Below are 15,420 nucleotides of genomic sequence, written 5' to 3'. Positions count from 1 at the left end.
CAGCAGGACGTATCAATTGTGGAAATAAATATGCGCTGTGGCTTATCCGATCGATTGTCAGCCAGATAAAACAACCTATTCTCTTGTGCGTTCTTTTAATACCGGCCCGGTTAACACAATTGTCGGGCTTCAAATTTTGGAATAGACTATGCCCATTTTTTCAGCTCTCAAAAAACAACATTCGTTTGGCTGGTTTCCGGGGCTTTGGCTACTTAGTTTGGTGTTGAATCCGATGTATGGATACGCTCAGGACACGCTCGTTCATCTACATATAACTTATCCCGTGTCTCGGATGGTCGTTCAGCGGGACAACAATAACCAGGCTTCTGTTCAGGTTGTCGGGAGTTATGATCAGCCCATCGACGTAGTTCAGGCACGTGCCGTTCCCAGGGTGGCTGGTCAGGGAACAACAACTGACTGGGCTCCACTAACCACCAGCAAGGGGCAGTTTTCGGGAGGCTTCCCCGTAAAGGGCGGCTGGTACCAGCTTGAGGTACGGGCATTAAAAGGCAATCGGCAGATCGGTTCAGATACCCTGGATCGGTTTGGGGTTGGTGAAGTATTCGCCATCGTCGGTCATTCGGATGCGCAGGGATCGGACTGTATTATAAATGGTGTCAATCGGTGTCCAACGCTGGAAGGGGCGACCGATGACCGGGTAACAGTGATTGGTCTTGATCAATCCAGTCCAGCCTTCAAAAAATACCTCGAAACCGCCGATTCCCGTTACCTGCCGGGATTGACTTTCAGCCAATTGACAACTTTCAGCGGGATTGCCCCTTTTGCTAAAATAGCCTGGTTCTGGGGCCATATGGGTGATGTACTCGTGCAACGGATTAACGTACCGGTTCTGCTCTACAATGCTGGATTTGGCGGCTCTAATATGGAGCAGACCTACAAGTCAGCTTATGACATTCCCTTTAAACACGACTTTGTCGTCTATGATCTGCGGATGCCCTATGTCAATATTCGCAATCTGATGAATCTTTACGTCCCAGCAACGGGGCTTCGGGCTATCCTGCTCAATCATGGTGCCAACGACCAGGCGAGTGCTACCGACGACATTGTGACATGGCATTATGGCGTTATCGACAAAGTACGCCAGGAGTTTACGATGCCTAATTTGGGCTGGATTGTAGCACTGGCGTCATTTTTCAACGTACCGCATGAAAATGTACGAAAGGCTCAATTTCAGGTTATCAATAGGTCTGATTACCAAACCTACCAGGGCCCGGACCTAGACAGCATCAATTCACGGGAGGATATGCCCGATGGCGGTCATTATTCACCGTCTGGTCAAAGGAAGGTTGGCGAAGCTTGGGCCAATGCGATCACGGATACGTATCTGCAAACGATTCAGCCCTATACGGCACAAACCCAGCCGTTGAATACGATCACCTGCTCAGAGAATCAACAACTCACCTTGACCGCGCCCGCTGGCTACGAATATAACTGGAGTACAGGCAGTAGCGAGCGTGATTTGACCGTGGGCGCGGGTGAATATTCAGCCCGAATCCGAGCACCGCAACAAACGGTGTACTTCCCTCCGGCAGTCATTATACCGACAATCGTGAACCCGGCTGTCTATGCGTGTAAAACTGACAGCACGGGTGTTCGTTAATTATTCACCGCCCGGGATAGCCAATTTTATCCCATCATTGGCCAGCCACTTTTTATAAACTAATTGTATTTTGCGAATCTATAATTAAGTTTATCTAATTATAGCCTCTATAGAAATCAGTTGTTTTAATCAACAGTGGCCAGTCTACCCTCTTCCTGGATCAATTCCAACGATCAGCAACTTTGGCGCGGCCTGCGCGAAGGGAATGAGTTGGCATTTACGGCTATTTTTGACCGTTACCACCGCACACTCTATAATTACGGAAGCAAACTCGTGGCTGATTCGGCGCTTATCGAAGATGCCGTTCAGGAGGTATTTATTGATGTCTGGCGCATGAGGGCTTCCTTGGCCGAAGAGATTGTATCAATCAAATTTTATTTATACCGGTCACTGCGTCGTCGGATTCAGCGGATTCAGGGAAAATACCAATCCAGCGAAAATATTGATGAGATTGCTAATGAAGACGGCACGCCAACGTCAACGGCTGAAGAAACGGTGCAGATTGAACAGGAGTCTAAAGCGATGCTCACCCGACGGATTCAGGAGCTGTTAGCCCATCTGCCCAAACGTCAGGTAGAAGCCCTCACGCTATATTATTACGACGATTTTAGCATCAGCCAGATCGCCCAGATTATGGACGTCAATGAGAAGTCGGTTCGTAATTTCATTCACCGGGCGCTCACGTCGCTACGTCAAAATCGCAACTGGCTTATCGGCTCGCTCCTGATTTCCTGGCTTTTGCTAAGCATGTGAAATTAGTTAGAAAAATTTCTCTCTAAAAAAGAGGTCAACCGGCCGTTTTCTTCCTCTTTCTTAGTAAAGGGGAATAGTTCTATAACTTCTTGTGTAGATACCCTTTGCTCAAGCTATGAAACAAGCCTCCTTTTCGCTGGTAGACTTTCTGGAAGACCCGGATTTTATCGCCTGGGTGAAGCATCCTGACGAGAATCAGGACGCGTATTGGCAGCAATTCCTGATGGCCTATCCAGATAAACAACCAGTTGTGGATACCGCTCGTCAGTACGTACTGGTGTTAGCGGAGCAAACGGGTAAAAATCTGCCATCAGCGGCTCAAAGCCAATCGATGCGTCAGACAATTCAGACACGGATACAGGAAGAAAAAAGGAATACGCCGTTCGTGCGAACGACCAGAACCAACTGGAACTGGATGCAGATGGCCGCTACGGTTGTACTCGTGCTGGGTTTGGGCGTAACAGCTTACTGGTACAGACATAGGAACCTGACACAACCCGAAGGCTATCAGCAGTTCGTGCAGGCGGCTCCGAAAGGTAGCTCCCTAAATGAAACACGCAATGATACCGACAAACCACTGACGATTTTGTTGAGCGATGGCAGCTCGGTTGTGCTTCAGGCAGGCAGTCGGTTGAGTTATCCCGATACGTTCCAGCGACGTGAAGTGTATCTGGTTGGAAAAGCCTTCTTTGAAATCGTTAAAGATCCGGGTCGACCATTTTTGGTATATACACGAGGGATTACTACCAAAGTACTGGGAACCAGTTTTATGGTCGATGCGCCTGAGTCAGATCAACCCATAAAAGTGGCGGTAAAAACGGGTAAAGTAGCTGTATATGCCCTGACAGAATTGCCGTCTATTCGTGAAAAAGCCATTGATCCATCGTTGGATGGCCTGGTATTGACGCCCAACCAGAGCGCGGAATACGTGGCCGAAAGTCATCGTCTCGTCCGTACGCCTGACACGGTTTCAGCGTTCACGCAACCCGACATACAGGTGGTGGCCAAACAGTCGTTTGACTTTGACGAAACTCCCATATCCGACGTATTTAATACGCTTGAACTTGCCTACGGTGTTCACATCAGCTATGATAAATCATTGCTGGGGAAATGCCCGTTATCGGCGTCGCTCGTTGGGCAACCGCTCGATGAAAAACTATCGGTAATCTGCAAAGCGCTGGAAGCCCAGTACACAATCCAGGGCAGTCAAGTAGTCATTACGGGTGGTCAACGTTGCCAGTAATTCCTGTATTTTCCTAAACCTTAACTCTTTTCAAACGTACATGAACATCTCTCTCTATTAAAAAAGGTCAGCTATGTTCCCGCATAGCTGACCTCAATAACTCCCCTTACTTACTGACCTGACAAGCCGAAGTCATTCACTGACAATGAATGGATTAGGGGGGATTTTGCCGAATTTTTCGTTCACCCAACAAATCCATACAAATGTATGAAAAAACTACAACTGGCAGATGATCGTCTTCTAGCACTCATGCGTATCACTTTTATCCAATGGTTCCTGGTCTGTGCGTTAGCCGGAATTTCGTGGGCACGTGATGGGAAGGCCCAGCAACTCCTGGACCAGAAAATTACAATTCTGGTTGAGGGCCAGAATGTTAAAAAAGTATTGCATCAGATTGAAAAACAGGCTGATGTGCGATTTGTATTCAGTTCTCAACTTATTCAATCCGATCGTAAAATATCCGTACGTAGCCAGGCCGAACCGCTGGCCGACCTCTTGAACCGTGTTCTTAAGACACTTCAGTTAACGTATGAAGTCAGTGGGAACAACATCATTATCCGACCTGATCGCCCGGCGAAATCCGCTCCGGCCGACGCCGATCAGGCTGCGGTGCCTGCTGTAAAAGAAGCGGTACTGCGGTCGATTGCCGGAACGGTAACCGACCCGAAAGGAGAAACGCTACCGGGTGTCAACGTACTGGTGAAGGGTACCCAGCGAGGCACGACCACCGATGCGCAAGGCCAGTTTAAGATAGATATGGCCGATACCGAAACGACGCTGGTTTTCAGCTTTGTCGGTTACCTGAAACAGGAAGTAGCGGTGGGTAACCAAACAGCGTTGTCGGTCATTCTGGCAACGGATACCAAGTCGTTGGGCGAAGTCGTTGTGGTGGGGTATGGCACGCAAAAACGGTCTGACGTTACCTCGGCTATTGCGTCAGTGCCGATGGGTGAAATTCGGGATATGCCCGTTTCGAACGTAGCAAATGCTTTGCAGGGGAAGATTCCGGGGGTGATTATTCAGCAAAGCAGCGGTGCGCCGGGCAGTACGCCCGCCATTAAAGTCAGAGGATTTGGCTCCATCAGTGCCGGTACGTCGCCGTTGATTGTTGTCGATGGGAATATTGTGGGCTCTGGTGTGTTCGGCTTGCTGAACAGCATTGATATCGAAAGTATCGACGTATTGAAAGATGCGTCGTCTACCGCGATTTATGGGTCGAAAGGCTCCAACGGTGTGTTGCTGGTGACCACGAAGCGCGGTAAAGCGGGGCGCATGAACGTCAACTTCGACGTATACACGGGCTTTCAGCAAGTAAGCAAGAAAATAGACCTGCTGAACTCACAACAGTATGCTGACTTTGCTAAGGAAGGTTCTAATAACGCTTACCTGGATAACGTGCCGGGGGCGAAAATAACTGATCCAAATAACGTTCGGCCAGCGAGTTACCTTCGCTATCGGTATCCACGGGGCGATCTGTTTGACTGGTTCAATTTCGATGACCCCGCCAAGGTAGCGGCTTTACCATATACCGATTTTCAGGATCAGATTTTCCGTAAAGCTAAAATGAGCAGTTATCAACTGTCGATTTCGGGCGGCACCGAAAAGGCGCGTTATCTGGTGAGTGGTAGCTATCTCAAACAGGACGGGATCATTCTGAAATCATCGCTGGATCGCTATATTTTTCGGGCTAATGTCGAAGTAAATCTACTGCCGAAACTTAAGGTTGGGCTGAATCTGAACCCGTCGTTCAAGACAACGCAGGAAGTTACGGCCGAGAATCAGTGGTTCAATCAGGGCATCATTACGGCTGCGCTGGCCGCTATTCCGATGGCCCCAACCTATGCCGCCGATGGGTCGTATTCGTCGCAACTGGCACTGGCCGCTCCCTACAACCTGCCGGGCGTGACAAATCCGCTGGCAAACATTATGGAGTACAACAGTCCTTACACCTCGCCTAATCTGTTGGGAAACGTATATGCTGACTACGGCTTTCTGACCCATTTCAATTACCGGGCCTCGGCCAACATCAACTTCGGCGACAACCGGCGTAATACGTATCGCAGCTCCCGGATGCCGTTGAGCAACCTGTTGCCGCCAACTACGGCCATGGGAACGACCTATTCTGACCAGAACATAAACCTGTTGTTCAACCAGGTAATCAGTTACACCAAGAACATCAATTCCGTCCATAATCTGGAAGCGCTGGTCGGGATGGAGTCGACGTCGACTAAATTTCAGTCGAGCAGTGCGTCGGCCAGTTCATATGCCAATGATGTTGTCGAGACCCTGAATGCCAGTGCATCGGGCTCGACAACAACGGCCTGGTCCTTCAAAGCAGCCAATGCCTCGGTTTCCTATTTTGCGCGCGCTAACTACAATTACAAAGGCAAGTATCTAGCCAATATCTCGGTTCGTCGGGATGGTTCATCCATCTTCGGACCCGAAAATCGCTGGGGTACGTTTCCGGCGGGTTCGCTGGGCTGGCGCCTTAGCGAAGAGCCGTTCATGAAAAACGTACGGGCCATCTCCGAAACTAAGTTGCGGGCTAGTTATGGTCTTTCCGGGAATAACGCCTTCGCCGATAATTACCCGTACGTAGCGCTGTTACGGCCTGATAACTACAGTTTTAACAACAACCTGGTCAACGGGTTAGCCCCATCTACATTAGGCAATGCCAAACTAGGCTGGGAGAAAAATCAGCAGTTTGACGTTGGTATCGACGTAGGTCTTTTGAATAACCGCATCTACCTGATTGTCGATTACTACCACCGTATCACGAAAGATTTGCTCTTATCGGTGAATGTGCCGTCGCTTACGGGGTTCACGACAGCCTACAAAAACATCGGTAAAATGGAAAATCAGGGGTGGGAGTTTGCCATCAATACGCGCAATTTCACCAAAGGATTTATCTGGAATACGACGGCAAATCTGTCTTTCAACCGAAATAAAGTCCTGGCACTTGGCCCCAATGGTGATCCGATTCGAACGGCAAGTGGCAGCATCAGCGATCTGAATATTACGCAGATCGGTTCGCCCATTGGTAGTTTTTATGGCTACAAACAACTCGGAATTTTCCAGAATCAGGCTGATCTGGACGTGAATCCACACGATGCTACGTCCCATCCTGGCGATGTAAAATACGCCGACATTGATGGCGATGGTAAAATCACCGCGAATGACCGGACGATTCTTGGCAACAACCAGCCCGATTTTATTTACGGCTTAACGAATTCCTTCAGCTACAAAGGCTTTGACCTGAACATCACCATTCAGGGGACGCAGGGAGGCAAAATTCTCAATCTGGGGCGTCGGTATTATGACAACATGGAAGGCAACCAGAACCAGATGACGACGGCCCTGCGTCGCTGGCGTTCGGAAAGTGAGCCGGGCGACGGAATCACACCCCGCGCCAACGAACGGAGCACCGGCAACAACAATGCCATCTCATCGCGCTGGGTTGAAGATGCAAGCTACCTGCGGATTCAGAACGTCAGCTTAGGCTACCGGCTACCAACGGCGCTGATCAACAAAGCCAAACTTCAGCAGGTACGCGTCTATGTATCGGCGCAGAATCTGCACACGTTCACCAAATACTTGAATTACAGTCCCGAAGTGAGCAACTACGAAAGTCCGCTATCCGCAGGGATCGACTACGGGGCTTACCCCCTGGCCCGAACCGTAACCTTTGGTATCAGTGCAGGATTTTAACCAGGCAACGCCCTTTCAATCATGAAGACATATAAAATTCTTAGCCTCCTGCTGATCAGCCTGTTCGTTGCTTCATGCAGCCAGCAATACCTGGATTTAAATCCCATCTCAAACGCCACAACGGACAATTTTTACAAAACGGGCGACGACATTCGAAACGCCGTCAGTGGTAGTTATGCCGCACTACAGGCCGACGGAATTATTGGTAACAGTTACGTATTCAGTGAAATAGCGTCCGACAATACGCTGCCTGTTGCATCTGGCTCCATTACCGATCAGGATGAATTTGACCGGTTTTACATCAAAACAACCAATCCGTATATCAATGGCCGGTGGAATGATTCGTATTCGGCTATTGCCCGTTTCAACACCATTCTGGACAAGATTGGCGGTATCACGATGGACGAAAGTCTCAGGAGTCGCTACGTTGGTGAAGTGAAATTCCTACGGGGTCTGGTTTATTTCTACCTGGTTCAAACGTTCGGGGATGTGCCGCTGGTAACCAAAGCCATCAACGACCCCGATGAAGGCTATGCGTACACACGCAATCCGAAAGCAGACGTATACGCCCAAATTGAGAAAGATCTATCAGAGGCTGATGCCGCCTTACCCACTACGTATACCGGAGCCGATATTGGTCGGGCGACGAAGGGCGCTGCCAAAGCCCTGCTGGGCAAAGTGTACCTGACGGAAAAGAAATATCCGCAGGCAGTTGCCAAACTTAAGGAGGTCATTGATCTGAACGTTTATACCCTTCTGCCCAGCTATGCCGACGTGTTCAAAGTAGCCAATAAAAACCACAAAGAGTCGGTGTTTGATGTGCAATACAAATCGGGTGGAGCGGGCGAAGGTAATGCCTGGCCAAACCTGTTTGCCCCACAAAATTCGGGAAACGCGGTCATTAACTTTAGTGGAAACGGAAACAACCAACCCACCGACGACCTGGTAAAATCCTTCGAAGCAGGCGACGTTCGCAAAGATTTATCGCTCGCTACGTCCTATGTCAACGCCAGTGGGCAGACAATACAGGCCAGCTATGTGAAAAAGTATTTTGATACGCCGGTTGTCAACAACGACAACGGCAACAACATCCCGGTTATCCGGTATGCCGATGTTTTGCTGATGTATGCCGAAAGCTTGAATGAAGTCGGTTATCAGGCAACAGGTCAGGCGCTTACCTATCTGAATCATATTCGGGCGCGCGCCGGTTTGAAGCCTAAGACCGCAACGGATCTTCCAGATCAGCAGGCATTCCGGCTGGCGATGGAGCAGGAACGGCGGGTGGAGTTTGCTTTCGAAGGGCAGCGTTGGTTCGATTTAGTACGTACCGGTCGGGCGATTACGGTTATGAATGGCAAGAAAGACCAAATCCGCCTGGTCAACCTCCTGACCGACAATAATTTGGTGTTTCCTATTCCGCAAAGCCAGATTGACATAAATAAAGATAAAATCAGGCAAAATCCGGGGTATTAAATAGAGACGCCGGTCTTTTATGGCAATTGTACTAACCAAACGTAATTGATACACGCATGAACAGACGGGAAGCAGTAACGCGGGTTGCCTGGATGCTGGGAGGAGTTTTTTCGGCACCAACGCTACAGGCTATGACCAGGTGGGAGCAAATCACTACGTCAGGATCGCCACGCAGTCACATGGGATCGTTTCTGAACGAGACGCAACATGCCATTATGGCCCGCGTCGCCGACTTAATCATACCTCAAACCGACACGCCGGGCGCACTCGATGTGGGCGTACCTGACTTTATTGAAATCATGCTTCGTGACTGTTACAAAAAACCTGCGCAGGATCTGTTCCTGGCTGGTCTTGGCGATCTTGATCAGAAAGGTTTTCTGACCCTGTCGCCTGATCAACAGATGGCTACGTTAACGAAGGTCGAGGCTGAAGCGCAGAAAAATACGAATCCATCGTTCTGGCAACTGATTAAAGAGCAGACATTACTGGGCTATTTCACCTCGGAAGGTGGGATCAAAGCATCCTTTGATTATCAGCCCATTCCGGGCAGATTCGAGGCCATTAAGATCAAGCCCGGCCAGAAAGATTTCATGTACGGCAACCAGGCATAAACCCAGTCATCAACCGTAACAAAAGCCAAGACTATGAATCTGAACATACAAGCAGAAAAGGACCAGACCTACGATGCTATTGTCGTTGGATCGGGCATGACCGGTGGCTGGGCCGCCAAGGAACTAGCCGAAAAAGGATTGAAGGTGCTGGTGCTCGAACGGGGCTATGAACTCAAACACGTCGAAGATTATAAAACAGCGTTCAAAGATCCCTGGGAGTTTGAGCATCGGGGTAAAATCTCTAACATAGCGGCTGAGGAACATTACGCTACGATGTATTTTTCGGCTAAAGAAGGTTCGCAATATCTGTACACGAACGATAAAGAAAATCCGTACATCCAGAAGCGACCGTTCAACTGGATTCGGGCGTATCATACCGGCGGCAAGTCGCTGTTGTGGGGAAAACATACGTACCGCTGGAATCAGGAAGATTTTCTGGCAAACGCCAAGCAGGGGCTTGGTGTCGAGTGGCCGATTGGGTACAATGAACTCGTGCCCTGGTATAATTACGTTGAAAAATTCGTCGGTATCAGCGGGCAGACCGAGGGTTTGGCCGTGTTGCCGGACAGTAATTTCCTGCCGCCCATGGCCATGACCGCTCCCGAAATTCATTTAAAAAAATCGGTAGCACAAAAACTCAATCGCCCTATCACCATTGGCCGGGTAGCGCATTTAACCAAGCCCGGACCACAGCATACGGCCGTGGGTCGGGCGACCTGCCAGTTCCGGAACCGCTGTTCGCGGGGTTGCCCGTTTGGGGCGTATTTCAGCTCGCTGGCCGCTACGTTGCCAGCCGCTCGCCAAACTAACCGGGTGACGATGGTACACAATGCCATCGTGAAGGAGATTATCCTGGACGATAAGGCGCAGAAAGCCAAAGGTGTACGGGTGATCGATCAGAACACGATGGAAGTGCGGGAGTTTTACGCCAAAGTAATTTTCCTGAATGCGGGTACCATCGGCTCTACGTCTATCCTGATGAACTCGAAATCCGCGCGGTTTCCCAACGGACTTGGTAACGACAGCGATCAGTTAGGGCGTAACCTGATGGATCACCACCTGGCGATTGGCGCAAGGGCCGACATCGAAGGGTTTGAAAATGACTATTTCTTCGGAGCGCGTCCGGGCAGTTTATACATTCCCCGCTTCCGGAACTGGGGCAACGACAAACGCAGCTACCTCCGGGGTTTTGGTTACCAGGGTGGAGCCAGCCGCGCCGACTACTCGCGTGGCGCAACCGAACCGGGTTTCGGGGCCGATTTTAAGAAAAGAATGACGCAGCCGGGTCCCTGGAAAATCAACCTCAGTGGTTTTGGCGAAGTGTTGCCGAATCCAAATAATCGCTTCACACTCAGCGAGGACCAGAAAGATAAATGGGGCTTACCGCAGGTCGTTTTTGATGCTGACTTTGGCGAAAATGAACTGGCCATGCGGAAAGACATCATGAACGATGGCGCCGAAATGCTGGAAGCGGCTGGTTTCAAGAACGTAGTGGCCTATGACAATCCCGTCGCCCACATGGGTCTGGGCATCCACGAAATGGGCACCGCACGCATGGGTAAAGATCCCAAAACATCAATTCTGAACAAGTTTAATCAGGTGCATACCTGCAAAAACGTGTTCGTTACGGACGGATCAGCCATGGCTTCGTCCTCAAATGTGAACCCATCGCTGACCTATATGGCGCTGACTGCTCGCGCAGCTAACCACGCTGTCGCGCAATTAAAAGCGCGGAGTTTGTGAGTCGTGAGTTGAGCGTAGTCTCTGACTACGTCGCCGTGTTACCCGGTCTCCGACCGGTTTTAGATAGTCTTTTAAACTCCGGTCGGAGACCGGCTAACGCTGCGACGTAGCCAGAGACTACGCCGAACACGGGAAGTTACTCCTAAATCCCCTGAAGGGCGGTCGGCCGCTGCCGGACTTTGTTCGCACTTAGATAAATTCCCCTTCAGGGTTTTAACCCTTTGCTCTTAACTATGGAAAGAAGAAATTTTATCAAAACCACCGGCCTTATCGGCGGGGCCTATGCGCTGGCCGGTTCTGCTGCGCTGGCTACTACGTCATCCATGCCCAACGCCGTAGCGCCGGGAGCAGCATTCTGGCTCGACGGGCCGATGCGCTGGGCACAGCTCGCCTTTGTCGAACGTGATCCCGGCCATTATGATCCTGATTTCTGGCTCAACTACTTCAAGAAAATTCATGCCGATGGTGCCTTGCTGAGTGCTGGTGGCATCGTAGCATTTTATCCGACAAAAATTCCGCTCCATCACCGTAGCGACTTTATGGGCAATTCCGATACGTTGGGGTATCTGGTGGAAGGCTGCAAGAAGCAGGGTATGAAGATCATGCTCCGTACCGACCCCCATGCTGCCCGACAGGATGTATACGACGCGCACCCCGACTGGATTGCCGTCACTGTCGACGGACAGAAACGCCGTCATTGGGCAAATCCGGATTTGTGGGTTACCTGCGCACTGGGGCCGTATAATTTTGATTTCATGACGCAGGTGAATACGGAAATCATGGAGAAATTTCAGCCGGAAGGCATCTTCTCAAACCGCTGGCATGGGCATGACATCTGTTACTGTGAACATTGCAAAACCAATTTTAAGGCGGCTTCCGGGCTGGAGCTGCCCAAGGCTGCCGACAAACTCGATCCAACGTATCGGAAATGGGCCGACTGGAAAATGAAACGCCTGCGGGAGGTTTGGTCGGTGTGGGATGCGGGCATCCGTAAACAAAAACCTTCGGCCCGGTTCATTCCCAACGGTTTCCCCGACAAAGTTATGACTGGGAAGGAAGCCGATCTCTTCTTCGCTGACCAACAGGCCCGGAAGGGATTGACTGCGCCCTGGGCAAACGGTAAAGGAGCCAAAGAGCTACGTTCGACACTGGGCCTGAAACCGCTGATTGGCATTTTTAGCGTGGGTATCGAAGAGGAATATCGCTGGAAGGATTCGGTGCAAAGCGATGCTGAAATTCGGATTTGGGTAGCCGAAGGTACGGCCAATGGTATGCGTCCCTGCTTTGTGAAATTCGGTGGCGACATCTACGATAAACGGTGGATGGAAGCGGTGGCGAAACTCTACGAAGGCTATTATAAAAACGAAAAATACCTGCGCAACACGGCCCCAATGGCCCGTGTTGGTGTTGTGTATTCGGAGCAAACCGACCGCAACTACGGTGGCAAACCTTGGCAGCAAAAAAGCAGTGATCACCTGGATGGCATGTATCATGCTCTGGTCGAAAGCCGGATTCCGTTCGATATGGTGAACGACCGGTTGCTGACGCCGGACGACCTGAAGCGGTTCAAGTTGCTGATTCTGCCCAACATTGCCGCCCTTTCCGATGCGCAATGCAAGCAGATACAGGCGTTTGTGGACAATGGCGGCAGTATCGTATCAACCTTTGAAACATCGCTTTACGACGAAGAAGGCAAACAACGCCCTGATTTTGGCCTGGCCAGTTTGTTCGGTGTTTCGTATGACCGGAAAGTGGAAGGACCGCTACGTAACAGCTACTTACAGCTACGGAACGATGTCAAAAACAGCCATACCCAACTGATCCTGAAAGGGCTGGACGATACACCTCGTATCATCAATACGATTTATAAAGTCAATGTCAAGCCAACGGCTAATGTTACATTTCCCAGTCCAGTTACCCTGATTCCTACCTACCCCGATCTGCCGATGGAAGATGTCTATCCGCGTGTTGCCGAAACCGACACGCGCGAATTATACCTGCGGCAGGTTGGCAGAGGGCGGGTGGCCTACATTCCCGGCGACTTAGACCGGTCGTTCTGGCAGATGCTGGGCGTTGACCACGGGCAACTGCTGAGCAACGTCATCAACTGGGCGCTTAACGAAGAGTCTATTGTGGACGTAGCGGGGCCGGGCGTAATTGATATCAACGTATGGCGTCAGGATAAGTCGATGACGGTCCATCTGGTCAACCTGACCAACCCCATGATGATGAAAGGGCCGTTCCGGGAGCTAATTCCTGTGGAAGCACAAGTTTCCGTTCAGGTGCCGGCGGGTGCAAAAGTGACGGGGGTGAAGCTGCTGATGAGCGGCCAAAGCCCTAAATTCGAACTTAAAGGTGGAAAAGTGACGGTAGCTGTTCCCCGGATTCTCGATCACGAGATTGTGGCCCTGGATTTGGCATAACGTACTGATAATTAGTTTGCTTCGATGAATTCAAGTTCATTTAAACTGCATACACCTCATGGTTTGGAAACAAGTTATTGATCCATTTAACAGCATCGCTTTATCCGTATTAGTGGCGGCCGTGCCTATCCTGTTCATTTTCTGGGCGCTGATCATCCGGAAAATGAAAGGGTATCAGGCTAGTCTGATCGCTACAGGACTGGCCATGATCATTGCCATTCTGGTCTATGGCATGCCGGTAAAGCTGGCACTGCTGTCGGCGACGCATGGTGCAGTTTATGGCTTGTTTCCTATTTGCTGGCTGGTGCTGATGGCAGTTTTTCTCTTCAACATCACCGTAAAGAGCGGGCAGTTCGAGATCATTAAGTTCTTCATGGCGTCCATTACGTCCGACCGGCGATTGCAGGCGTTACTGATTGCGTTTTCGTTCGGCTCGTTTCTGGAAGGAACGGCCGGTTTTGGGGCACCGGTCGCCATCACAGCCGCCATGCTGGTTGGCCTGGGGTTCAATCCGTTGTATGCGTCGGGTATCTGTCTGATAGCCAATACGGCTCCGGTGGCATTTGGCTCCATCGGCATTCCCATCACCGTAGCTTCGCAGGTGTCGGGTATTCCCGAATTACCCATTTCGCAGATGGTGGGACGCACGCTGCCGATCTTGTCGATCATGCTCCCTTTTTATCTGGTGACGATCATTGCCGGACTCAAAAAAGCGCAGGAAATATGGCCCGCCGTGTTGGTATCGGGTATCTCATTCGCTTTCCTTCAATATGTCTCGTCGAATTTCCTGGGGCCAGCTTTACCCGACGTGATTGCGGGCCTGGGTTCCATTGTGTGTCTGATGGCCTTTCTGAGGGTCTGGAAACCTAAAACCGTCTGGCGTTTTGCTAACGAACCCGCTGCTACGTTCAATCCCGATATCAGTTATACAAATGGGCAACTTATCCGGGCTTGGTCACCCTTTATTGTCCTGACGATTATGGTGATTGCCTGGGGTGTACAACCGATCAAGGACGTACTGAACGCATCCGGGATGGTTCAGTTTGAATTTCCGGGATTGCACAACGCCATTCAGGGAGAAGATGGGAATCTGTTACCCAAGCTATTTAAATTCAATTACTTATCGGCGGCCGGAACGGCCATTATGGTTGCGGGTCTGATTGCCATTCCGCTGGTGGGACTAACGTATCGTGAAGGGCTGAAAGTGTTCAGCGCTACGTTGAATCAACTGAAGTTTCCGATTCTTACGATTGCTGCGGTATTGGCTTTCGCTTACATCCTGAACGATTCCGGTATTACGCTCACGTTGGCCGAAGTGCTTGCCAATACCGGCTTTCTTTTCCCATTTTTCGCGCCTGTGCTGGGTTGGCTGGGCGTATTCATTACCGGCTCCGACACATCGGCCAATGCTTTGTTCAGTAAACTTCAGTACGCAACGGCCCAATCCATTGGGGTTGATCCGGTGGTAACCGTGGCCGCCAATATTTCGGGTGGCGTGGTGGGTAAAATGATTTCGCCACAATCCATTGCCGTAGCCGCGGCCGCGGGTAACCTGGTGGGCAAAGAATCTGAACTGTTCCGCTTCACGGTGAAGCACAGCTTCTACATGCTGATTTTTATCTGCTTCATCGTACTGGCTCAGGCCTACGTGGTGAAATGGGTTATTCCAGTCTACGAAATGATCGGTAGCAAGAAAGCAACCGCGCTGCCCGATCTCACAAAAGGCTACACCTACCTGCTGCTATTGGGCGTCTTATTAGCCGTACTGGCCACAACCATTATGGCAACCGCCCGTAAGAAAGACCCAACCCCCGATTTAGTCAATTAACGCTTGCCCCCTGAATA

The 15,420-nt window shown here is 50.5% G+C and carries 9 protein-coding genes; all 9 read left to right on the top strand.

The window, feature by feature from the left end:
- The first annotated feature begins 148 nt into the window (after positions 1–148).
- Positions 149–1,621, top strand: a complete 1,473-nt coding sequence (locus ACYVEA_RS22170; protein ID WP_461115631.1) for a hypothetical protein — start codon at positions 149–151, stop codon at positions 1,619–1,621.
- A gap of 135 nt (positions 1,622–1,756) precedes the next feature.
- On the top strand, positions 1,757–2,374 hold the full coding sequence (locus tag ACYVEA_RS22165) for an RNA polymerase sigma factor (RefSeq protein WP_461115630.1): 618 nt from the start codon (positions 1,757–1,759) through the stop codon (positions 2,372–2,374).
- Positions 2,375–2,489: 115 nt separating this feature from the next.
- Entirely contained in the window at positions 2,490–3,617 is a 1,128-nt protein-coding gene (locus ACYVEA_RS22160) for a FecR family protein (protein WP_461115629.1), read from the top strand.
- 207 nt (positions 3,618–3,824) lie between these two features.
- Positions 3,825–7,325 (top strand): TonB-dependent receptor, encoded by a 3,501-nt coding sequence (locus tag ACYVEA_RS22155; protein ID WP_461115628.1) that lies wholly within the window; start codon positions 3,825–3,827, stop codon positions 7,323–7,325.
- A gap of 21 nt (positions 7,326–7,346) precedes the next feature.
- Complete coding sequence (locus ACYVEA_RS22150; RefSeq protein WP_461115627.1) at positions 7,347–8,798, top strand: RagB/SusD family nutrient uptake outer membrane protein; 1,452 nt, start codon at positions 7,347–7,349, stop codon at positions 8,796–8,798.
- Between the two features lie 56 nt (positions 8,799–8,854).
- Complete coding sequence (locus tag ACYVEA_RS22145) at positions 8,855–9,409, top strand: gluconate 2-dehydrogenase subunit 3 family protein (protein ID WP_461115626.1); 555 nt, start codon at positions 8,855–8,857, stop codon at positions 9,407–9,409.
- Positions 9,410–9,442: 33 nt separating this feature from the next.
- Positions 9,443–11,152, top strand: coding sequence for a GMC oxidoreductase (locus tag ACYVEA_RS22140; RefSeq protein ID WP_461115625.1), 1,710 nt, complete (start codon positions 9,443–9,445; stop codon positions 11,150–11,152).
- Positions 11,153–11,385: 233 nt separating this feature from the next.
- Complete coding sequence (locus ACYVEA_RS22135; protein WP_461115624.1) at positions 11,386–13,575, top strand: alpha-amylase family protein; 2,190 nt, start codon at positions 11,386–11,388, stop codon at positions 13,573–13,575.
- Between the two features lie 58 nt (positions 13,576–13,633).
- Complete coding sequence (locus tag ACYVEA_RS22130) at positions 13,634–15,403, top strand: L-lactate permease (protein WP_461115623.1); 1,770 nt, start codon at positions 13,634–13,636, stop codon at positions 15,401–15,403.
- The last annotated feature ends 17 nt before the right edge of the window (positions 15,404–15,420 follow it).

It is taken from the genome of Spirosoma jeollabukense, assembly GCF_054777855.1.
Note: the sequence above shows the minus strand (reverse complement) of the source record. Positions and strands in the feature narration are given on the sequence as shown.

Coding starts and splice junctions, on each gene's coding strand:
- ACYVEA_RS22135 (WP_461115624.1), top strand. CDS start 11,386: ATGGAAAGAAGAAATTTTATCAAAACCACCGGCCTTATCGGCGGGGCC.
- ACYVEA_RS22150 (WP_461115627.1), top strand. CDS start 7,347: ATGAAGACATATAAAATTCTTAGCCTCCTGCTGATCAGCCTGTTCGTT.
- ACYVEA_RS22145 (WP_461115626.1), top strand. CDS start 8,855: ATGAACAGACGGGAAGCAGTAACGCGGGTTGCCTGGATGCTGGGAGGA.
- ACYVEA_RS22170 (WP_461115631.1), top strand. CDS start 149: ATGCCCATTTTTTCAGCTCTCAAAAAACAACATTCGTTTGGCTGGTTT.
- ACYVEA_RS22155 (WP_461115628.1), top strand. CDS start 3,825: ATGAAAAAACTACAACTGGCAGATGATCGTCTTCTAGCACTCATGCGT.
- ACYVEA_RS22140 (WP_461115625.1), top strand. CDS start 9,443: ATGAATCTGAACATACAAGCAGAAAAGGACCAGACCTACGATGCTATT.
- ACYVEA_RS22160 (WP_461115629.1), top strand. CDS start 2,490: ATGAAACAAGCCTCCTTTTCGCTGGTAGACTTTCTGGAAGACCCGGAT.
- ACYVEA_RS22130 (WP_461115623.1), top strand. CDS start 13,634: ATGGTTTGGAAACAAGTTATTGATCCATTTAACAGCATCGCTTTATCC.